At 69.7% G+C, this 22,050-nt stretch carries 16 protein-coding genes; 7 read left to right on the top strand and 9 right to left on the bottom strand.

Annotated elements, in window-relative coordinates:
* The first annotated feature begins 12 nt into the window (after positions 1-12).
* A complete protein-coding gene (locus tag ACX1D3_RS04480) occupies positions 13-729 on the top strand; it encodes a TetR/AcrR family transcriptional regulator (protein WP_458995786.1) in 717 nt (238 codons plus the stop codon).
* A 68-nt stretch (positions 730-797) separates the two neighbouring features.
* On the opposite strand, the gene ppdK is transcribed toward ACX1D3_RS04480, so the two are convergent.
* The 4 genes from ppdK to ptsP form a co-directional block, all read right to left on the bottom strand.
* Complete coding sequence (ppdK, locus tag ACX1D3_RS04475) at positions 798-3,446, bottom strand: pyruvate, phosphate dikinase (RefSeq protein ID WP_458995785.1); 2,649 nt, start codon at positions 3,444-3,446, stop codon at positions 798-800.
* 117 nt (positions 3,447-3,563) lie between these two features.
* Positions 3,564-4,451 (bottom strand): pyruvate, water dikinase regulatory protein, encoded by an 888-nt coding sequence (locus tag ACX1D3_RS04470; protein WP_458995784.1) that lies wholly within the window; start codon positions 4,449-4,451, stop codon positions 3,564-3,566.
* A 696-nt stretch (positions 4,452-5,147) separates the two neighbouring features.
* Positions 5,148-6,911, bottom strand: coding sequence for a PTS transporter subunit EIIC (locus ACX1D3_RS04465; protein ID WP_458995783.1), 1,764 nt, complete (start codon positions 6,909-6,911; stop codon positions 5,148-5,150).
* Positions 6,912-6,924: 13 nt separating this feature from the next.
* A complete protein-coding gene (gene ptsP / locus ACX1D3_RS04460; RefSeq protein WP_458995782.1) occupies positions 6,925-9,525 on the bottom strand; it encodes a phosphoenolpyruvate--protein phosphotransferase in 2,601 nt (866 codons plus the stop codon).
* A 230-nt stretch (positions 9,526-9,755) separates the two neighbouring features.
* On the opposite strand from ptsP, the gene ACX1D3_RS04455 reads away from it, so the two are divergent.
* The 3 genes from ACX1D3_RS04455 (at position 9,756) to ACX1D3_RS04445 (ending at position 13,511) form a co-directional block, all read left to right on the top strand.
* Positions 9,756-10,154, top strand: coding sequence for an SRPBCC family protein (locus ACX1D3_RS04455; RefSeq protein ID WP_458995781.1), 399 nt, complete (start codon positions 9,756-9,758; stop codon positions 10,152-10,154).
* 319 nt (positions 10,155-10,473) lie between these two features.
* Complete coding sequence (locus ACX1D3_RS04450) at positions 10,474-12,999, top strand: sodium-translocating pyrophosphatase (protein WP_458996481.1); 2,526 nt, start codon at positions 10,474-10,476, stop codon at positions 12,997-12,999.
* Positions 13,000-13,112: 113 nt separating this feature from the next.
* Positions 13,113-13,511: a VOC family protein gene (locus ACX1D3_RS04445; protein ID WP_458995780.1), complete on the top strand. Its 399-nt coding sequence runs from the start codon at positions 13,113-13,115 to the stop codon at positions 13,509-13,511.
* A gap of 241 nt (positions 13,512-13,752) precedes the next feature.
* On the opposite strand, the gene ACX1D3_RS04440 is transcribed toward ACX1D3_RS04445, so the two are convergent.
* Positions 13,753-14,124: an FKBP-type peptidyl-prolyl cis-trans isomerase gene (locus ACX1D3_RS04440; RefSeq protein WP_458996480.1), complete on the bottom strand. Its 372-nt coding sequence runs from the start codon at positions 14,122-14,124 to the stop codon at positions 13,753-13,755.
* 377 nt (positions 14,125-14,501) lie between these two features.
* Here ACX1D3_RS04440 and ACX1D3_RS04435 point away from each other — a divergent pair, with 377 nt between their 5' ends.
* The 3 genes from ACX1D3_RS04435 to ACX1D3_RS04425 are packed head-to-tail and all read left to right on the top strand — an operon-like array spanning position 14,502 to position 17,341.
* Positions 14,502-15,149 carry a DUF4282 domain-containing protein gene (locus ACX1D3_RS04435; RefSeq protein ID WP_458995779.1) on the top strand — a complete coding sequence of 216 codons (648 nt, stop codon included), beginning with the start codon at positions 14,502-14,504 and terminating at the stop codon, positions 15,147-15,149.
* 36 nt (positions 15,150-15,185) lie between these two features.
* Positions 15,186-16,313, top strand: coding sequence for a lipid II:glycine glycyltransferase FemX (locus ACX1D3_RS04430; protein ID WP_458995778.1), 1,128 nt, complete (start codon positions 15,186-15,188; stop codon positions 16,311-16,313).
* A 2-nt stretch (positions 16,314-16,315) separates the two neighbouring features.
* Positions 16,316-17,341 carry an alanine racemase gene (locus ACX1D3_RS04425; protein ID WP_458995777.1) on the top strand — a complete coding sequence of 342 codons (1,026 nt, stop codon included), beginning with the start codon at positions 16,316-16,318 and terminating at the stop codon, positions 17,339-17,341.
* A 4-nt stretch (positions 17,342-17,345) separates the two neighbouring features.
* On the opposite strand, the gene ACX1D3_RS04420 is transcribed toward ACX1D3_RS04425, so the two are convergent.
* From ACX1D3_RS04420 to ACX1D3_RS04405, 4 genes are all read right to left on the bottom strand, one after another.
* Positions 17,346-18,680, bottom strand: coding sequence for a glycosyltransferase family protein (locus ACX1D3_RS04420; RefSeq protein ID WP_458995776.1), 1,335 nt, complete (start codon positions 18,678-18,680; stop codon positions 17,346-17,348).
* 29 nt (positions 18,681-18,709) lie between these two features.
* On the bottom strand, positions 18,710-20,947 hold the full coding sequence (locus tag ACX1D3_RS04415; protein WP_458995775.1) for a transglycosylase domain-containing protein: 2,238 nt from the start codon (positions 20,945-20,947) through the stop codon (positions 18,710-18,712).
* A 91-nt stretch (positions 20,948-21,038) separates the two neighbouring features.
* A complete protein-coding gene (locus ACX1D3_RS04410) occupies positions 21,039-21,446 on the bottom strand; it encodes a hypothetical protein (RefSeq protein ID WP_458995774.1) in 408 nt (135 codons plus the stop codon).
* A 64-nt stretch (positions 21,447-21,510) separates the two neighbouring features.
* Positions 21,511-21,957, bottom strand: a complete 447-nt coding sequence (locus ACX1D3_RS04405; protein ID WP_458995773.1) for a hypothetical protein — start codon at positions 21,955-21,957, stop codon at positions 21,511-21,513.
* Positions 21,958-22,050: the final 93 nt, after the last annotated feature.

Below are 22,050 nucleotides of genomic sequence, written 5' to 3'. Positions count from 1 at the left end.
AAGGGGGTTGCCATGACGCTTTCGCCGATCCTCCCGGATGAGATGCCCAACGGTCCGAGGGGCAACTACCGCAAGACTGCGGTCACCCGCGCCCGGATCCTCGACGCCGCTCTCGAGGTCTTCGGCGCGCAGGGCTACGACGCCGGATCGCTGCGGGAGGTGGCGGCTCTGGCCGGCATCAGCCAGGCGGGGCTGCTCCACCACTTCCCCAACAAGGTGGCCCTGCTGTCGGCGGTGATCGAGCGGCGCGACGAGGGCGCCAACGAGCTGTCCATCGGGAGGTCGACGGGCATCGAGGTGCTGGGGTCGCTGGTCGAGTACGCGCGCGAGAGCGCCTTCAAGCCAGGCGAGATCGAGCTGTTCGCGGTCCTGTCGGCCGAGGCGACCAGGCCGGAGCACCCGGCCAACTCCTACATGAGGCGCCGCTACGAGTGGGTCACCGAGATCGCGGTGGAGTCCCTGACGGTGGCCAGGGATGCGGGCCACCTGCGGCCGGGCGTGGACCCGGTGAAGGTGGCCTCCCAGATGTTCGCACTCTGGGACGGGCTCCAGATCCAGTGGCTGCTGAAGGTCAACGACGTGAACGTCGCCGACGGGGTGGAGCACTTCCTGGACCTGCATCTGGTCAAGCCGCTCCGCGAGCTCCTCGACGAGACCCGGACGCGCGGAGACGGCAACCCAGCGCCGCCGCGCAGATCCACCACGCTTGCGCCTGCCCCCACCACCTGAAGTCCGGCGGTCCGGACAGGACGGGGCCCGGGTCGATGTCCGACCCGGGCCCCGTCCCCCTACGCCTCTCAGCGCTGCTTCAACACCGCCTTGGCCGCCGCGAAGCGGGCGATCGGCACGCGGAACGGCGAGCAGCTCACGTAGTTGAGCCCCACGGAGTTGAAGAACTCCACCGAGTCCGGGTCACCGCCGTGCTCGCCACAGACGCCGGTCTTCAGCGCGGGCTTCACCGAGCGGCCCTTCTCCACGCCCATCGCCACGAGCTGACCGACGCCCTCGACGTCGATGGTCTCGAAGGGGTTGCGCTCCAGCACCCGGTCCATCACGTACTGCGTGAGGAAGCCGTTCTCGGCGTCGTCGCGGGAGATGCCGATGGTGGTCTGGGTGAGGTCGTTGGTGCCGAACGAGAAGAAGTCGGCATGCTCGGCGATCTTGTCCGCCACCAGCGCCGCGCGGGGCAGCTCGATCATCGTGCCGACGGTGTAGTCCAGGTCCCGGCCGGCCTTGGCCAGCTCGTCCTCGACAGCCGCCACGACGATGGCCCGCTGGGTGTCCAGCTCCTGCGTCAGTGCCACCAGCGGGATCATGATCTCGACGCCCACGGTCTCCCCCTCACGGTCCAGCACCGCAAGCGCGGCGCGGACGATGGCGCGGGCCTGCATGTCCGGGATCTCCGGGTACAGCATGGCCAGACGGCAGCCACGCGTGCCGAGCATCGGGTTCAGCTCGTGCAGCCGCTTCACCTGGGCCAGCGTCGCCTTCGCGTCCGCCAACTCCTCGGCGTCCCCGCCCTGGAGCTCGAGCCGCTGGACGAGCAGCGACTGCTCGACGAGGTTGGGCAGGAACTCGTGCAGCGGCGGGTCCAGGAGCCGGACCGTGACGGGAAGGCCCTTCATCGCCGTGAAGATGCCCTCGAAGTCCACCTGCTGCATGGGCAGGATCTCGGCGAGCGCGGCCGCGCGCTGCTCCGGGCCCTCGGCCAGGATCATCTTGCGCACCGCGGGCAGGCGGTCCTGAGCCATGAACATGTGCTCGGTGCGGCACAGCCCGATGCCCTCGGCGCCCAGCTCGCGGGCCTTGGAGGCATCCTCGAAGTTGTCGGCGTTGGCGCGGACGCCGAGGCGGCGCACCTCGTCGGCCCACTCCACCACGCGGGAGAAGTCTTCGTTGATCTGCGGCGGGATGAGCTCCAGGCCCTCGCCGTAGACGAGGCCCTCGGTGCCGTCGAGGGTGATGATCTCGCCCTCGGCGATCACCCGGTCCCCGATGGTGAGCGTCTTGCCCACGGGATCGATCTTGATCCCCTGGGCGCCCGCCACGCACGGCTTGCCCATGCCGCGGGCCACCACGGCCGCGTGCGAGGTCATGCCGCCGTGGGCGGTGAGGATGCCCTGGCACACGATCACGCCGTGGATGTCGTCCGGCGTGGTCTCGAAGCGGACCAGGACCACGGGCTCGCCGCGACCCCCACGCTCCGCGGCCGTGTCGGCGTCGAAGACCACCTCGCCGACGGCGGCGCCGGGCGAGGCCGGGAGGCCCTGCGCGATGGCGTCCTTGCCGTGCGACGGGTCGATGGCGGGGTGCAGGAGCTGGTCCAGCTGGCCCGGCTCGATGCGCAGCAGCGCCTGCTCCTTGGTGATCAGGCCCTCGTCGACGAGGTCCGAGGCCACCTTGAGCGCGGCGGCGGCGGTGCGCTTGCCGTTGCGGGTCTGCAGCAGGTAGAGCTTGCCGTTCTCGACGGTGAACTCCATGTCCTGCATGTCGCGGTAGTGCTGCTCCATCTTGTGCATGGTGGCGATCAGCTCGTCGTAGGCCTGGGGAAGCACGTCGCGCATCTCGCCCAGCGGCCGCGGCGTCCGGATGCCGGCCACCACGTCCTCGCCCTGCGCGTTGACCAGGAACTCGCCGTACAGCGACTTCTCGCCCGTCGACGGGTTGCGGGTGAAGCACACGCCGGTCGCGGAGGTGTCGCCGCGGTTGCCGAACACCATCTGCATGATGTTGACGGCCGTGCCGAGGTCTGCCGGGATGTTGTTGGCGCGGCGGTACACCTCGGCGCGCGGGTTGAGCCAGGACTTGAACACCGCGTCGATGGCCCGGTTGAGCTGCTCGACGGGGTCCGAGGTCCACTCGCCGCCCAGCTGCTCGTTCGAGATGTCCTTGAAGGTTTGCACCAGGCCCTTGAGGTCCTCGGCGGACAGGTCCGTGTCCTGGTCCACGCCGCGCTGGTGCTTGAGCGCGGTGAGCGCGTCCTCGTAGTAGTGGCCGGGAATGCTCTCGACCACCTCGCCGTACATCTGGATGAAGCGGCGGTAGCAGTCCCACGCGAAGCGCTCGTTGCCGGACTCCTCGGCCACGGCCGCGACGGACTCGTCGGAGATGCCGAGGTTGAGGATGGTGTCCATCATGCCCGGCATGGAGTGGACGGCGCCCGAGCGGACGGAGACGAGCAGCGGCTTCTCGCTGCCGCCGAGCGTGCGGCCGGTGCGCTCCTCCAGGCGGGCAAGGCCCGCCGCGATCTGGTCCGCGAGACCCTCAGGCCACTCGCCCTTGCGCTTCATGGTCTGGACACACGCCGTGGTGGTGACGGTGAACGCGTCCGGGACGGGAACGCCCACGCGGTTCATCTCCGCGACGCCGGCGCCCTTACCGCCGAGAAGGTTCCGCATCGTCGCGTCGCCCTCCGACAGGTCATAGATGTAACGATCCTCGCTCATGCTGGGGAAATCTCCTTTGACAACCCTGGGGACCTCGATGTCCCCAACCGTCGCCCAGCCTAGACCCGACACCTAAGCGACGCGGGCTAGGGGTGAAGTTCTTCGCGCCGGGGACCGTCAGGGGGACCAGGGCGTGCCGGGGCGGACGATGCCGGGCGGCCGCCGAAGCCGCGAGCCCACCTTCTTGGCCCGCTCGTCGACCATCTCGATGATGCGCGACGCCGCCTCCTCGATGGCCACCCCGGTGGTGTCGACGATGGGGCAGCCGAGGCGCTTCTGCACCTTGCCGATCTCGTCGAGCTCGTCGTAGATCCTGACCAGGTCCGCGTAGCCGTCCTTGGTCCCGAAGCCGCCCATGCCGCGCACCCGCTGGCCGCGGATCTTCAGCAGCCGCTCCGCGTCCATCGTGAGCCCGACGATCCGCCACCGGTCCAGCTCGAACAGCTCCTTCGGCGGGTCGATCCCGGGCACCAGCGGCACGTTGACCGCCTTATACCCCATGTAGCCCAGGTAGATCGACAGCGGGGTCTTGCCCGAGCGGGACGGGCCCACCAGGCAGATGTCGCACTCGCGCAGGGCGGCCGGCAGCGAGCCGTCGTCCATCCGCACCGCGAAATCGATGGCCGCCATCCGCACGAAGTACTCGGCCTCCACCCCCGGGGGACGCATCGGCACCTGGTCCGCCTCGATGCCTGTGATCCGCTCCAGCGCGTGCATCGCGTCGGTCATGAGGTCGGCGTAGGGGAGGTCGGCGTCGCGGCAGAAGTTGCGCACCAGGTCCGCCAACTCCTCGTTGACGAGGGTGAAGAAGACGGCGGCGGCCGGAGCGCTGTCACGGACGGCCTCCAGCGCGCGCAGCAGGGCGGCCGTCTTGTTGATCTTCCGGTGCCGGACGATGGTGAACTCGCGGCTGGGGAACTGGGTGATGGCGGCGCGCGCGATCCGCGCGGCTGTCTCCCCCGTCGAGTCGGCGATGATGTGGATTTCCAGCGGCTCTGCTGACATGGCCCACACTCTATGACCCCCGGTCGCTCAGCAGGGCGGCGGGTGGTGGGGACGAGGGCCGCGACCCACGAGCACGAAACACCGCACGAAGACGCCTTCGGTGCCCTCTACGCACCCGACCACCGATCGCGACGGCGTGTCGTGCACACCCCTCACCGCCGAGCAGGGCGGCGGGGACGGTGGGGGACGAGGGTCGCGACAGATCAGCAGGGCGGGGGGTGGTGGGGGACGGGGCAGGTTGGGTGGGCGTTGATGACGGTACGCGGCAGCGCGAAGCGCCGCCGACCGGCATCATGGGCGGCCCGGCCCCCACCACACCCCGCCCAACCCGACCACAGACACCACAAGGAAGAGGGGCCAAAGCCCCGGTCAACTCGCGTTTCATAGGCTTCGAGGCGGCTGCGCGGCACCTCAGCCAGCGATCGAGGGCGGGGGGTGGTGGGGGACGGGGCAGGCTGGGTGGGCCTTGATGACGGTACGCGGCAGCGCGAAGCGCCGCCGACCGGCATCATGGGCGGCCCGGCCCCCACCACACACCGCCAAACCCGACCACAGAAACTGCATCCAGGACCCGGCCAAGCCCCTAGTCAACTCGCGTTTCATAGGCTTCGAGGCCGCTACGCGGCACCTCAGCCAGCGAGAGGGGCGACGCCGCTTCGCGGCACCTCAGCCAGCGAGAGGGGCGGGGGCGCGAACTCAGGCGGAGGCCACCCGTCGGCGCATCCCCTCGGCGTATTGCTCCGCCTCTAGGCCGGCGACGAGGTGCCACGCGTTCGGCGCCACCTGCACCGCGCCCGCGACACCGGCGCGTTGGAGCGCCTCGACGTCCACCAGCGAGTCGTCCTTCACCCCGACCCGCACGCGGGTCTCCGCGATCCACTCCACGCCGTCGATGTTCTCCTCGCCACCGAGGGCCGTCACCCACTGGCGGGCCTGGTTGACCTGGACGTCGTCGACGACGATGACCCGGGGCTCCGGCGTGGGCTCCGCGACGGCGTCCACGCCGCCACGACGCGCGGCGGCCTTCTGCTCGGGGGTGCGGTAGTCGGTGAAGACCACCAGCAGCATCGAGGTGAAGAACGCCGCCGCGATGGCCAGGGCGTACAGGGCGATGTTGTCGAAGGCGGGGATGGTCAGCAGCGACGTGAACACGAACGCGCTGGTCTTCAGACCGCCGCCGAAGCCGATGATGACGCCGCCGACGAGGCAGCCGGCAAGCAGGCGGGGATAGATCTTCTTGAACCGCAGGTGGATGCCGTAGAGGCTCGGCTCGGAGATGCCGCCGAGCAGGCCCGCGGCCAGGGCGCCTGTGGCGGTCTGGCGCATCTGGATGTCGCGCTCACGCCAGGCCAGGAACAGCACGCCGGCGGTGGCGCCGAAGCAGGCGAAGTTCCACGCGCCCATGGGGCCCTGGATGTAGTCGAAGCCGTTCTGCGAGATGTTGAGCAGCATGATGGCGTTGATCGGCCAGTGCAGGCCCAGCGGCACCATGAACGGGTAGGCCAGCGGGATGACGATGGCGAAGATGAACGGCGAGAACGCGTTGATCGACTGCAGCACCGACGCCAGCCCGGCGCCCACGTAGACGCCGATGGGGCCGATGAGGAACGCCGTCAGGGGCAGCATGATCAGCATGGCCAGGAAGGGCACGAAGATCAGGTGCAGGTTCTCGGGGATGATCTTCTTCAGCCCCTTGTACAGCGGGCCGAGGATGCCGGCCATCAGCAACGGCGGGAACACCTGCGACGAGTAGTTGAAGATGGTCAGCGGCACGCCGAAGATGTCGACGAGCGTCACCTCGCTGCCCGCGATCATCGCCTGGTAGGCCTCGTCGATGCCTCCCAGCGCGGTGAAGCCCGGGAGCATGACCAGGCCCATGATCGCGAACCCCACCCAGGGGTCCGCGCCGAGCTTCTTCGACGCGTTGTAGGCCACCATCAGCGGTAGGAACACGAACACCGACTGCCACAGCAGGTTCATGAACTGCCACGACGGCGGGAGCGTGACGCGCGGATCCGCCCAGTTCCCGATCACGCCCAGGGTGCTCATCAGCGACATGAACGTGATGAACAGCGACGCGCCCAGCAGGGCGCCGAGGATGGGGCGGAAGGAGTCCGAGAGGAACTCGAAGAAGGAGTCGATCCATTCGAACCGGCCGCGCACGCCGCCCGCGCGGGCGGCCGCCTTCAGCTCCTCGTCGCTGAGTGGCTTCTGGTTCGACATCTCCGGCAGGGCGTTGATCTCGTTGTACACCGTCTGCACGGCGCCGCCGATGATCACCTGGAACCGCTCGCCGGACTGCGGCACGGCGCCCATGACGCCCTTGATGGACTCGACGGTGGGGACGTCGACCCCCGAGGCGTCGCGCAGCTGGAACCGCAGCCGGGTGGCGCAGTGGCTCAGGCCGACGATGTTGCCCGCTCCGCCGAGGGATTGGACGATGTCCTGTGCTGTGCTCATGACCGGTTCCCTCTCAGTTCTCGTCCATGGGCACGAGCGCCCGGACCTCTTGCGGGGTGGAGCAGGCCACCGCGCGGGCGGCCAGGTCCTGGCACGCGGCCAGGTCGAACTTGCGGACCATGGCCTTGACGGCGGGGATGGCGGGGATCGAGCAGCTCAGCTCGTCCACCCCCAGCCCGACGAGGATGGGCACCGCCTGCGGGTCCGACGCGACGCCGCCGCACACGCCGAGCCACTTGCCGTGCGCGTGCAGCGCCTCGGCCGCGCCCCCGATCAGGGTGAGGATGGCCGGGTTGCACGGGTCCACCTGGGCCGCGAGCTTCGGGTGGCCGCGATCCATCGCGAGGGTGTAGCTGGTGAGGTCGTTGGTGCCGACGCTGAAGAAGTCGCAGCCGTCCTCGGCCGCGAACTGCTTCGCCATGACGGCCACCGCGGGGACCTCCATCATGATGCCGACCACGACGTCGGCGTCCGGCGCGTGGGCCGCACGCTCCTCGTCGAAGATGGCCTTCGTGCGGCGCCAGTCCTCGATGGTGGCGATCATCGGGAACATCACGTGCAGCCTGGCGCCCGCGCCGGCGGCGTCCAGGATGGCCCGCACCTGCGTGCGCAGCACCTCCGGCTGCTCCAGGCCCACCCGCACGCCACGGATCCCGAGGAACGGGTTCTCCTCGGCGGGGATGGGCAGGTAGGCCAGCGGCTTGTCGCCGCCCACGTCGAGGGTGCGGATGACCAGCGGCTGGCCGGGCGCCAGCGCCCGCGAGCAGGCCGCGTAGACCTCCGCCTGCTCCGCCTCGGTGGGGGCGGTGGTGCGCCCCATGAACACGAACTCGCTGCGCAGGAGGCCAACGCCCTCGGCGCCCTTGGTCATGGCGCGCTCGGCGTCCTCGACGCCGCCGATGTTGGCCACCACATGGACCCGGTGCCCGTCCGGGGTGACGGCCGGCTCGTCCTTGGCGGCCTCCTCCTCGGCCTTGCGCGACGCCAGCCGCTCCTGGCGGATGCGGATCTGGGCCACGTCGTCGTCGGTGACGTTCATGCGCAGGGAGCCGGCGGAGCCGTCGAGCACCACCTGGGTGCCCTCCGGGATGTCCATCGCGCGGCCCTCGATGCCGGCCACCGCCGGGATGTCGAGCGAGCGGGCGATGATGGCCACGTGGCTGGAGGCGCCGCCGCTGGTGGTGGCGAAGCCGACGACGCGGCTGCGGTCCAGCTGGGCGGTGTCCGACGGGGTGAGGTCCTCGGCGATGAGGACGGTGTTCTCGGGCAGCTCCGCCCGCTCCGAGCGCTGACCGGTGAGCTCCTCGAGGACGCGCTGGCCGACGTCGCGCACGTCGTTGGCGCGGCCGGCGAGCACCTCGTTGCTGAGGCCTGCGAGCTGGTCCGCGAAGGTGGTGAACGCGCCGCGCCACGCGAACGGGGCCGACTTGCCCTTGTCGATGGCGCTGGAGGCCAGGTCCAGGAGGTCCGGGTCCGCCAGGATCTCCTGGTGGGCGGCGAAGATGGCCGCCTTGTCCGCCGAGGCCTCGTCCTCGAGGCGCTTCTCAAGCGCAGACAGGTCCAGGAGGGCCCGGTCGATGGCGGCGTTGAGCTTGCGCTGCTCCTTGTGGTGGTCGTCGGCCACCTCGTCGACCTGGATGTCCTTGCGGCGCAGCTGGACCACGCGGCCGATGCCCAGGCCGGGCGAGGCGGACACGCCGAGGAGGAGGTTCCAGTCGCCCGACCGCGGGCCGACGGGCTCGGCGGCGGGCACAGGCTCGGGCTCGGGCTCGGGCTCCGGCTCGTCGGCCGCCCTGCGGGCCGGGGCCTCCGCCCCTACGGGGAGGGGCGGGCAGTCCTCGCCGAGGCCGTCGCGCACCGCCTGCGCCAACGCCGCGACCGCCTCGTCGGCGTCCGGCCCGTGCGCGGTGAACGTGACCTTCTCCCCCAGCCCGACGGCCATGCCCATGACCGAGACGATGGACTTGGCGTTGGCCGAGTCGTCGCCGCGACGGAGCCTGACGTCCGAGTGGAACTGCTTGGCCAGGGCGGAGAGTGTCGCGGCAGGGCGGGCGTGGATGCCGGTGAGGTTGGGTACCAGCACGCCCTCCGACGCAGCCGTCCTGGCCGGCCCGTCCACCGCCGCGCCGTCCTCGGCGGGGGCGGCCAGCTCGACGGTGGCCGCGACATCCACGCCCGCCCGAACCAGCCCGCCGGCCGGCTCGATCCTGGCCACCGCGTCGGAGTTTGTTATAACAATCTGGGTGAGCAGGCTCTTGGCCTTGCGTCCCACCTCGTCGAGGTCGAACTCGATCAGGGGATCGCCGACGGCGACCCGCGCGCCCTCCTTCACCTTCGGCGAGAAGCCCTCGCCGACCAGGCGGACCGTGTCCAGGCCGATGTGCATGAGGATCTCGAGCCCGTCGTCGCTGCGCACGGTGACCGCGTGCGCGGACGGCTGGACGTCCACCACCTCGCCGGCCACCGGCGAGACGAGGAGGTTGCCCAGAGGATCGATGGAGATGCCGTCACCCACCATCTTGCGGGCGAACACCGGATCCGGCACCTGGTCCAGGGGCACCAGCACCCCGGTCAGGGGCGCCACGAGCGTCACGGTCGTCGAGTTGCCAGTCATTGCTGAGACCCCCTCCAGCCACGCCGCCGACCCGCGAATCGGGCCTCGTCAGCGAGACCGTGTGTGATGGATCGGAGCGTATCCGGTGATCGCCCCCGCCTGTGCCCAAACCGGGCCACGGCCGTCGAAAGTCAATCCGCCCCCTCCCCTGTCGGCGGCTCCCGGGCGGTACTACGCTGGGTCAAACCAGGGCACCGAAGTCGTTGCCCGGCCTAGCAGGAGGTGCAGTCATGGACACCATGGAGGAGACCACCGAAGAGAAGAGCGTGCGGGTGACCCGCGTGGTCGCCCGTCCGTTGGACAGCGTGTGGGAGGTCCTCATGAAACCCCACGGAGCCGAGGCGCTACTCGGCGAAGGAGGACAACTCGGCAGCAAGGGCGAGGACTGGCGTGCGGCAGACGGCACGTACGGCGTGACCCGCAGCTTCCACCCCAAGGAGCAGATCCGGTTCTCCTGGCACGCCAGCGACGGCGCTCCACGCACCCTCGTAGACCTGCACATCCGCCCCACGGGTGACCGCACGGAGCTCGAGATCGTCCACGAGCATCTGCCGGAGAGCGCCGACGCGGACGAGTTGGAGAGGCGCTGGGAGTCAGCCCTCGAGAGGATCGAGAGCGCTGCTTCATGACGCAGCCGCTGGCCCGGGAGTGATCCCGGGCCAGCGTCGTCTCCGCCTCACGGACCGGGCTTCGGCCCGTCGTCCCGCGCGTCCGGGCGCCGCGCAAATGTAATAACGAACCCCGCCCGGGCGCTGCTACTACCGGGCGTAGGATGAGCGCGACGGCGTGGTCGCCGTGGATCTGTTTCAAAGGACATGTATCGCAATGCAAGCTCCATCAACCACCGGGAGGGCCGCCCGTGCCCTGCCTCCCGAGGAGGACATCGTGACGACTCCGTCGCATCCCCACCCACCCACAGCCCGCCCGCGCGGTCTCGTGCGCGCCGCCATGTACGGCGCGTTCGGCCTGATGGCCCTGGCCCTGGCCGCCTGCTCCGGCGGCCCCGCCGAGCCCGCCGAACACGGCACCCACACCTCTGAGTTCGACCTGCCGCTGCCCGATCTGCACGCCGTGACCTTCTTCGGCGGCAGCATCAGCGGCTGGTGGATGCTGATGATCGGCCTGCTGATTTGCCTGGCCGGCTTCGCCTTCGGCATCTACAGCTACATGAAGCTGAAGAACCTCCCCGTGCACTCGTCGATGCGGGACGTGTCGGAGCTGATCTACCAGACCTGCAAGGCCTACCTGGTCCAGCAGGGCAAGTTCCTCATGCTGCTGTTCGCCTTCATCGGCGCCGTGATCTTCGTCTACTTCGGCTTCCTCAACACCACGGGCGGCTGGGGCCGCGTGATCATCGTGCTCGGGTTCGCCATCATCGGCATGGCCGGCTCGTACGGCATCGCGTGGTACGGCATCCGCCTCAACACCTTCGCCAACTCGCGGACCTCGTTCGCCGCCCTCGAGGGCAAGCCGTTCAACGTCTACAACATCCCGATGCGCTCGGGCATGAGCGTGGGCATGGTGCTGATCTCGACCGAGCTGATCATGATGCTGGCCATCCTGATGTTCGTGCCGGCAGACATCGCCACGGCGTGCTTCCTCGGCTTCGCCATCGGTGAGTCGCTTGGCGCGTCGGCCCTGCGCATCGCCGGCGGCATCTTCACCAAGATCGCGGACATCGGTTCGGACCTCATGAAGATCGTGTTCAAGATCGGCGAGGACGACCCCCGCAACCCCGGCACCATCGCCGACTGCACCGGCGACAACGCTGGAGACTCCGTCGGCCCGTCCGCGGACGGCTTCGAGACCTACGGCGTCACCGGCGTGGCCCTCATCACCTTCATCCTGCTGGGCGTCCAGGCGGACCTCCAGGCCCACTTCCTCATCTGGATCTTCTTCATCCGCGCGATCATGCTGGTGGCCTCCGCGCTGTCCTACTTCGGCAACAGCATGTGGGCCAAGGCGAAGTTCGGCAACGCCGACGAGATGGAGTTCGAGACCCCCCTCACCTCGCTGGTGTGGATCACCTCGATCGTCTCCATCGTCCTGACGTTCATCATGTCCGCCCTGCTGATCCCCGACGTCGGCGGCGACACCACCCTGTGGTGGAAGCTCTCGCTGATCATCAGCTTCGGCACCCTCGCCGGCGCGGTCATCCCCGAGCTGGTCAAGATCTTCACCGGCGTGCGGGCCAAGCACGTCGAGGAGGTCGTCAAGTCGGCCAAGGAGGGCGGGCCCTCGCTCGACATCCTGTCCGGGCTCGTGGCCGGCAACTTCTCCGCCTACTGGCTGGGCATCGCCATCGTGGCCCTCATGTCCGGCGCCTACGGCGTCTCCACGCTGATCACCCCCGGCTCGATGGTCGACGGCGTGATCACGGGCGGCGTCATGCTCGTCCCGGGCGTGTTCGCCCTGGGCCTGGTGGCCTTCGGCTTCCTGGGCATGGGCCCGGTCACCATCGCCGTGGACTCCTACGGCCCGGTCACCGACAACGCGCAGAGCGTCTACGAGCTGTCGCAGATCGAGTCGCTGCCCGGCATCGACCAGGAGCTCGAGCGCGACTACGGCATCAAGCCCAACTTCGAGCGTGCCAAGTACCTGCTCGAGGCCAACGACGGCGCCGGCAACACGTTCAAGGCCACGGCCAAGCCGGTGCTGATCGGCACCGCGGCGGTGGGCGCCACCACCATGATCTTCTCCATCATCATGGGCCTGACGTCCGGCCTGACCACCAACGTCGAGAACCTGTCGCTGCTGCACGTGCCCTTCCTGCTGGGCCTGATCTCCGGCGGCGCGATCATCTACTGGTTCACCGGCGCCTCCATGCAGGCCGTCACCACCGGCGCCTTCCGGGCGGTGGAGTTCATCAAGGCCAACATCGACCTCGAGGGCACCACCAAGGCCTCCGTCGAGACCTCGCGCAAGGTGGTGGAGATCTGCACGCAGTACGCGCAGAAGGGCATGTTCAACATCTTCCTGGGCATCTTCTTCGCCACCCTGGCGTTCGCCTTCGTAGAGCCGTACTTCTTCGTGGGCTACCTGATCTCGATCGCCATCTTCGGGCTTTACCAGGCCATCTTCATGGCCAACGCCGGCGGCGCCTGGGACAACGCGAAGAAGATCGTCGAGGTGGACCTGCAGGCCAAGGGCACAGATCTCCACGATGCGAGCATCGTGGGCGACACCGTCGGCGACCCGTTCAAGGACACCTCCTCGGTGGCCCTGAACCCGGTCATCAAGTTCACGACGCTGTTCGGCATGCTGGCGATCGAGCTCTCGATCATCATCGGCAACCCGGCGGTCAACGCCGTGCTCGCCGTCACGTTCGGGCTGGCCAGCGCCTACATGGTGTGGCGCTCGTTCTACAACATGCGGATCGACCAGCCCATGCTCACCGCGGCGGACTTCGCCTACCTCAAGGAGGACGCGACGGCGGCCCGCGCCGAGGCGCAGGAGAAGGTCACCATCGCCTGATCCCACAACACCAGACGAGGGCCGGAGGCAGTTGCCTCTGGCCCTCGTCGTCTCCTGCTGCAAGACTGGATTGCCCGGTTCAACAGGACCGGTCCTTCAGATGGAGGCTGCAGATGAACAGTGTCGTCCACTTCGAGATCCACGCGGAGGACGTGCCTCGCGCCGTCGCCTTCTACGTGGCCGCCTTCGGATGGAAGACCGAGGACTGGTCGGGCTTCACCGGCTCGCCGTACATGGGCGTCACCACGCATGACGAGGGCACGCCGGGCATCCACGGGGCGATCATGCAGCGCGAGGGCGCCAACCCGCAGGCCGGCAGCGCCGTGATGGGCGCGGTGATCACCGTCCAGGTCGACGACTACGACGCCGCGGCCGACCGGATCGAGGCGGCGGGAGGCACCGTCGCGATGCCGAAGTACCCGCTCACCGGGATGGCCTGGCAGGGCTACTACCTGGACACCGAGGGCAACGTCTTCGGCATCCACCAGCCCGACGAGAACGCCGGCAGGTAGTGGCTCACCCGCTGCCGACGTGCCCCTACCCGTTGGCTGAGGTGCCGCGAAACGGCCTCGAAGACGAGACGAGAACGCCGGCAGGTAGTGGCTCACCCGCTGCCGAGGTGCCCCTACCCGCTGAAACGTAGGCTGACAAGGAATGTCTGTTGGGCTTCGAGGCTCGTCGCTACGCTCCTCGCACCTCAGCCAGCGGTTGGCGCCTCAGCCAGCGACGCTCGCGACGGGTGGTCGGCGCCGCTCAGTTGAGGGCGACGAGGTCGCAGACGAAGATCAGCGTCTCCCCCGGCGCGATGACGCCGCCGGCGCCGCGCTCGCCGTAGGCCAGGTGCGACGGGATGACCAGCTGACGCCGTCCGCCCACCTTCATGCCCTGGATGCCCTGGTCCCAGCCCTGGATGACCCGGCCCGCGCCGAGCGGGAAGGACAGCGGGGCGCCGCGGTTCCAGGAGGAGTCGAACTCCTCGCCGGTGCTGAAGGCCACGCCGACGTAGTGCACGTGGGCGGTGTCGCCGGCCTTGGCCACGGCGCCGTCGCCCTCCACGATCTCAGTGATCTCAAGGTCGGCGGGCGCCTCGCCGCCGGGAAAGTCGACTTCGGGCTTCTCGTTCATGTTCGTCATGCCACGAGCCTAACGTGATGGTCGCCGTGGCCACGACCCTGACGTCCGCCCCCACACCTCCCTCACCCGCCCCTCCCCCCCAGTCCCGGCCTCCCCTCACCCGCTGAGGGGTGGTGCACGACACGCCGTCGCAACCCGCCCTCGACGTCGCCACCGACACCGACCCCCACCTTCGACGGCGATTCGTGCCCGCCCCCCACCGCCGCTAGCGGCCATCTCCGTGCACGACACGCCGTCGCAACCCGCCCTCGACGTCACCACCGACGCCGACCCCCAACTCCGACGGCGATTCGTGCCCGCCGGACCCGTGACCTCGACCCGCCGATGTGCGACAGTGACGGCGGACCCACCCACGAAAGGACTGCGCCATGAGCGACCAGTACCCGCAGTACCAGCCTCCAGCCGGCGATGCGGCAGCCCGCCCGCAGGGCGGCAGCGACCAGCCCAGGCGCGTCGACGACCCCTTCGGCCAGTCCGCCCAGCCCGGCCCCTACGACCAGTCCTCCCAGGCCGGCCCGTACGGGCAGCCGCCCCAGTACGGCCAGGCTCCGCAGTACGGCGACCCCGGGCCCGGCTACAGCGGCCAGCCCTCCGGTCAGGCCCCGTGGACGCCGGACCCCGGCTACCAGTACCAGCAGCAGAGCACCCCTCCCCCGCCGCCCTACGCGCCGGCCGGGCAGGCGTGGGCCCCGGCCCCGCCGTCGGCGGGCAGCGACGTCGCGGCATCAGCCAAGGGGTTCCTCGCCGCCCTGTTCGACTTCAACTTCGACACCTTCATCACCCCCAAGATCATCAAGGCCGTCTACATCGCCGTCACCGCGGTCATCGGACTGACCGCCGTCGGGTTCCTGCTCTCCGCCCTCATCAGCGGCGAGCCGGGCGTGATCATCGCGGCCCTCGTGGGCGTCCCGCTGATCGCGATCGTGTACCTCGCCCTGGCCAGGATGACGCTCGAGCTGTACTTCGCGGTGGCCCGGCTGTCCGAGGACGTGCACGAGCGCCTGCCGCGACAGTGAGGCGCTGACACGCACCCGTCGCGGTAGGTTGGTGCGGTGAGCATCACCTGTCGCCCCATCTCCGCCGAGCAGCACCTGGCGTTCGTCCAGCAGCGCGGGTCGGCCTCGTTCCTCCAGACGCCCGCGTGGGCCAAGGTGAAGCCCGAGTGGCGCGGCGAGTCGATCGGGTTCTTCTCCGACGGCGAGCTCACAGGCGTGGCGCTGGTCCTGTACCGGCAGCTGCCCAAGCTGAAGCGCTACCTGGCATACCTCCCGGAGGGGCCGGTGCTGGACTGGTCTCGGCCGGACGTCGCCGAGCACCTGAGCGCGCTGGTGTCCTACGCCAAGCGGAGCAGGGCCTTCGCCGTGCGGATCGGGCCGGCCGTCCCCCACCGGCGCTGGCGGGCGGACACCATCAAGACGGCCATCGCCGACGACGCGATCACTCGGCTGTCCCAGGTGACCCCGGACGAGACCACCCTCGTCGGCACCCGGGTGATCAACCAGCTCATCCACGGCGGATGGCACACCGACGAGTCCGGACACGGCTTCGCCGCCGGCCAGCCGATGTTCAACTTCCAGCTCCCCCTCCGCCACGCCGACGGCACGCAGAAGACCGACGACGAGCTCCTCAAGGGCATGAACCAGCTCTGGCGGCGTAACATCAAGAAGGCCGACAAGGAGGGCGTCGTCGTCCGCCAGGGCAGCCGCGACGACCTCGCCGCCTTCCACCGCATCTACCTCGAGACCGCCCAGCGCGACGGCTTCAGCGGGCGGCACCTCTCCTACTTCCAGACCATGTGGGACGCGCTGAACGCCGAGGATGCGGACCGCATGCGGGTCTACCTCGCCGAGCACGACGGCGACCTCGTGGCCGCGACGACGTTCGTCCGCGTCGGGGAGCACGCCTGGTACTCCTACGGCGCCTCGACCAACGCCAAGCGCGAGGTGCGCGGCTCGAACGCGGTTCAGTGGCGGATGATCCGCGACGCCAACGCGGCCGGCTGCGCCGTCTACGACCTGCGTGGCATCGTCGAGGGTGTGGGCGCGGATGATCCGGAGATCGGCCTGATCCAGTTCAAGGTGGGCACCGGCGGTGAGGCCGTGGCCTACCTCGGCGAATGGGACTACCCCATCAACAAGCCCCTCTACTGGGCGTTCGATCTCTACCTGAAGAGGCGCTGACGATGCCGCTGACCCTCACGATCGACCGCCAGCTCTGGCACACGCACCACCGCGCCCTGCTCGACGACGCCCCCGGCCTGGTCCCGGTGGCCAAGGGCAACGGCTACGGCTTCGGCCTGCGGCTGCTCGCGGCCGAGTCGACGCGGCTGGGCGTGAGGACCCTGGCGGTGGGCATCGCGCAGGAGGTGGCTGCGGTACGCGCGGGCGGATTCACGGGCGACGTCGTGGTGCTCAACCCGTGGCGCCCGTTCGACGACGCCGCCACGTCCCTCCTCGACGACCCCCTCGTGATCACGACGGTGTCGCGCGCCGAGGACCTGCGTGCCCTCGCCACGACCCATCCGGGGGCGCGCGTGATCGTCGAGATCGAGACCTCGATGCACCGGCACGGCCTGGATCCGCGGGAGCTGACGGAGCGCGACTTCGGCGCCCTGACCTTCGAGGGCTGGGCCATCCATCTGCCCGCCGTCGGTTCGCTGGAAGAGGCGAAGCGGCTCGCCGCGGCTGGATTGGCGGTGCGGCGGGCCCCGGTGTGGGTCTCGCACCTCAGCGTGACCGACTACCGGGGGCTGCGCACCGCGCTCGGCGTCCGCACCCACCTGAGGGTCGGCACGCGCCTGTGGTTGGGCGAGAAGCGCGCCTACCGCACCACGGCCACCGTGCTCGACGTGCACCGCATCCGCCGCGGCGCCCCCTTGGGCTACCACGGGGTCAAGGCCCCCAGCGACGGGTGGATCGTGATCGCGTCCGGCGGCACCGCGCACGGGCTGGCCATGACCGCCCCCACCCCCCAGCGCTCGCTCCGGCAACGGGGCGTCACGGTGGCCCAGGGCGTGCTGGACGCGCTCGGCCGCTCGCTGTCCCCGTTCTCCATCGGGGGCCGCAAGCGGGCATTCGCCGAGCCGCCGCACATGCACTCGTCCATGATCTTCGTGGCCGGGGCCGAGGCGCCGGCGCAGGTGGGCGACGAGCTGCCCGTCACCGCCCGGATGACCACCGTCACCGCAGACGAGATCCGCCTGGTCTGAGCGCTCAGGCGCGGACGAACTCGCCGTCGTTCAGCACTCCGCCCAGGGGATCGGGCCGGTCCGGGGTGCGCAGAGGATCGCGCGTGGGCTCGACGATGTCCTGGAGCGACGCGCCCAGCACCCACGCCTCCACGCCGGCCCGCGCGAGGATCGCGGCCCAGTAGAGCCCGTACGGCCCCCACTGGCTGGTGGTGAGAGAGCCGGCGAGCCACCCCCAGATGGCCAGGTAGTAGGCCACGTGCGCCACCGTCGCCGCGATGAGCTCAGGCCGCAGCGGCCGCGACACCACGACGGCGAACAGCACCCACAGCGACGTCTGCGGCGGGAAGGACGGCCCCAGGATCGTCGCGGCGAGGATGAAGACGGCAACGAGGGATCCGACGCGGGGCCGCTTGCCGGAGACGTACATCCAGGCGATCAGGACGCCGAGGAACAGCACCAGCAGGATGAAGCCGAGCGAGCCGGCGTGCCGGAGGGGCACGCCGATGAGGGTCAGCAGGTACCACAGCGAGCCGTAGCCGGCCTCGCGGTGGATCTCCTGGTGGTAGAAGGCGTAGACCTTGTCGAAGTCGGCCAGCAGCAGCGGGAGGTGGACGGCCGCGAAGGTCACCGCCGCCGGGCCCGCGAACCGCGCCGCCGTCGCGGCTCCGCCCCTCAGGCCCGCCGCGACAATGACGGCCAGCGCCACCCCGATGGGCATCGTGCCCGCGCACGCGGCGAGCCCCATCACGATGCCCGCCTCCATCACGCGCCCGCGGGCGAACTGGGCGAGGCCGATCGCCGTGATCGCGAGCGGAAGGAGATCCCAGCTGATCAACCCCGAGGCCAGCACGATCGGCGACGACGCGACGATCACGGCGTCCCAGGAGGCTCCGCGCTGGCGGCGCCCGAGCGTCGCCGTCGCCATGATCAGGAGCAGGAAGCACACGAACAGCGCCACCGTGGTGATCCCGAAGAACGCGACACTGGCGTCGATCTGGGCCTGCGTCGGGGTGCCCGGGCCGATGGGCGCGAACACACCGGCCAGGCGGATCGACAGCAGGATCAGGACCCCGACCAGCGGCGAGACCGTGAGTGTCGCGGCGGTGAAGGGCGTGGCACCGGCCCCGAAGCCCTGCCCGAGGAACGTGCCCTGGATGTCCGAGTAACACAGCAGGGCGTAGCTGTTGACGGCCGTCTCCGCGTCCGTCTGGACGCACTGGGCGTGCCGGAGGAACAGCACCAGGAACAGCGCGGTGCCTGCGGCGAACGCCCACGGGAGGGGGTTGAACCAGGGTCCGCGGCCGGTGGCGTGGCGTCCCATCGGCCCGCCGAGACCGGGCACCAGCGCGTTGTCCACGGGCGTCACTCTAGCCCGTGGGCTTCACGCTATCCCGTGGCGGACGGCTTGGGCGCCGGCCCTCCGCCCACCCCGGGCGCCGCGTCCGGTGTGGGGGTCTCGGTCGGCGTGGGACTGGGGTCCGGGCTCTGTTGTCCTGGCGGAGTCGGCTTTCCGGACTGGCCGGGCGGCTCGGTGGGCTGCGGCTCGGCGGTGGTGGGGGGCGCGGTGGGCTCCGGCTCCTCCGTCGGCGTGGGCTCCTCGGAGGGCGTCGGTGACGGGGTGGGCGACGGCGTGGGCGACGGCGTCGGGGTGGGCGACGGGGACGCGCTCTCCGATCCCTTCGTCGCGTCGATCTCCCGCGGGGTGTCGAAGTCCTCAACGGGCATGCCCTCGGTGGCCTGGGCCATGAAGTCCACCCACGTCATCAACGGGTAGCTGGAGCCGAAGAACGTCCGGTCCTGCGGCCGCTTGTAGTCGTCGAGGTCCTCGTTGCCCGAGTCTCCCGCCACGTACATGACCGCCGTCGAGATCTGCCGGGTGTAGCCGACGAACCAGGCCGACGTGATGTCGTCGTCGACGCCGTTGGTGCCGGTCTTGCCGGCGACGGGGCGGCCGAGCTCGGACGCGCGGCGGCCCGTGCCCTCCTGGACCACGGAGGTCAGCGAGTCGGTCACGTTGGCCGCGACGTTCTGGTCGATGGTCTGCTCGGCCTCGGGCTCGGCCTCGAACAGGACCTCTCCGTTGCGCCCCTCGACCTTGGCCACGATGTGCGTCGAGTTGCGCCGGCCGCTGTTGGCCAGGGTGGCGTAGGCGTTGGCCATGTTGAGCGGGCTCACCTCGGCGGCGCCGAGCGCGATGCGGTTGTTGGGGTCCCAGCCGCGGCTGGTGGGGGCGCCCGCGTCGTTGGCGGCGGTGATCACCTGGTTGGCGCCGTCGGGGATCTGCTGGGTCATGTCGACGAACGCCGTGTTGATGGACTCGGCGGTGGCCTCGCGGAGCGTGACCGGGCCGTACTGGTTGCCGAACTCGTTGCGGATGGTCTTGGTGTCGCCGTCTGGCGTGAACGTGTCTCCGTTGAAGATGGACTTCAGTGAGAAACCGTTGCGGAGGCCGGCGATGGTGGCGAAGGTCTTGAAGGTGGAGGCGGCCGGGCGGTCCGTCGTGGCCCAGTTCCGCGAGCTGGCCACGTAGTCAGGCCCGCCGTACATGGCGAGCACGGCCCCCGTCGAGGTGTCGACCGACGAGATGGCGACGTGCAGCTTCGACGGGTCCGGGCTGCCCTCCGCGTCCGCGGCGGCCTGCGCCGTGTACTTCTGCGCGGTGGCGATGGCAGCCGTCTGCATGGCCTTGTTCAGCGTGGTGGTGACCTTCAGCCCGCCGCCCTGGATCTCGGCCTCGGTCAGCCCGAGGGCCAACAGCTCGTCCTCGACGGACTTGATGAGGAACCCCTTGGGGCCGCCGTAGCGGTCGTTGACGGGGACCTCCGGGAACACCGGCAGCTGCGGGCGCGCCGCTGCGTGCTCCGCCTCGGTGATGGCGCCCATCTCGAGCATGCCGTCGAGCACGTACTGGTAGCGGCCGAGGAGTCGCTCCAGCTTCTCCGGGCCGCCGGACGGGTTGAATCCGGCGGGGTTGTTGAGGATCGCGGCCAGGGCGGCCGTCTCGTCGATGGTGAGTTCGCTGGCGTCCTTGAGGAAGTAGGACTTGGCGGCGGCCTGGATGCCGTACGCGCCCCGTCCGAAGTAGATGGTGTTGAGATAGCCCTCGAGGATCTCCTCCTTGGACAGCTCGCGGCCCATCTTGATGGCGAGGAACAGCTCCTTGATCTTGCGCGACATGCGCTGCCCGGAGTCCAGGTAGAGGATCTTGATGTACTGCTGGGTGATGGTGGAGCCGCCCTGCAACTCTCCGCCGGTGGCGATGGAGACCACGCTGCGCGCGATCCCGCTGATCGAGAAGCCGGGATCCTCCCAGAAGCTGCGGTTCTCCGCCGCGACCACGGCGTCCTTCATCAGCTGCGGCATGTCCGCGTAGTCCAGCGTGACGCGGTTCTGCACGGCGAGCGAGCCGAGCTGGTTGCGCCCGTCGTCGTAATACAGGAACGTGGTGTTGGTCTGGAAGTCCGCGTTCGGGTCCGGAAGGTCCGTGGTGGCGTAGAGGAAGGCGAACGCGCCGAGGCCGCTGATCCCGACGATGATGAACAGCACCAGCGCGCTGATCCCGATCCGCTTCCAGATCTTCCCCGCCGACGATTTCTTCGCAGCCGCCCGTTTCGCCTTAGCCATAGAGGTTCTCTACCCGTCCGTTCTTGACACCAGTTCCGTTCAAGGGTAGGTGTCGCGGCGCGGCAGGCCAAAGACGCGACCGTGCCACGGGTCAGTACGGGTTGAACATGATGTAGACGATCACGTACACCCACGCGCCGATGACGCCCGCGCCGACGAGCAGACCTACCCAGGTGGGCCAGTGCCGATCGCCCCGCTTGAGAGCGAGCCCGGCCGTCACCGCCGCGGCGATACCCGTTGCGGTGCCCACCATGTACAGCCCCTGCGAGTCGAACTGCCCGGAGGCGGCTTGAGCCTCGGCCTCAGAGGCGAACTCGGGCGCGAACGCGTAGCCCACGACGACCAGCAGGACGGTCAGCGCGCCGAGGGCGAGCGACGCCCAGCCCATCCCCGTCGCGGAGCCCGTGGATCCAGCCGCCTTCGCCGCGCGCAGGACGAGGAGCACGACGACCGCCGCCACCGCCAGTCCGGCCACGACGGCCACCAACATCTGCGTCACAGCTCCTCCTCTCCCCTCGACGTCGCACGATGTGCCGTCGACCAGTACGAAAAGTCCGGCGGGCCTAGGCAACCGGGACCGCGGGCTCGGTGCGCCGCGACCTGAGCAGGCCGGCGACGACCGGGCCGAGGACGATCGCCAGGAGGTAGAGCCAGGTGCCGAACAGGCCGAACACCGCCACGACGCCGTTGCCCAGGCCGAGGAGGAACTGGCTGAGGCCGACCACGGCCACCCAGGCCGCCCCGCGTGCGGCGCCGTCTTTCGGACTCTTCACCCGGAGGATCAGTGCGATGACGAAGGTCAGGGCCAGCATGCCGACGGAGGCGAGCAGGAACATCGCATTGATCTGCTCCAGCAGCGCAGGCGGCACGCTCCCGTCCTCCGGGGCGGACTCGTAGGGCATCGGGATGCCCAGCAACGGACCGATGAGGCCGGCGGTGAGCTGCACGAACTGTCCGGCGATGGCCAGCCCGAGGCCGATCGCGACATCGACGAAAACCCGCTTGATCATGGGGTCCTCCGACCATGAGTAGTAGCTCTCACAGTACGCCGAAATGCCCTGTCAGGGCGGCAAAGCGCGGGTTTCTCGCGGAGCCAGGATTCC

Source organism: Tessaracoccus yangjingae (assembly GCF_054483935.1).
Note: the sequence above shows the minus strand (reverse complement) of the source record. Positions and strands in the feature narration are given on the sequence as shown.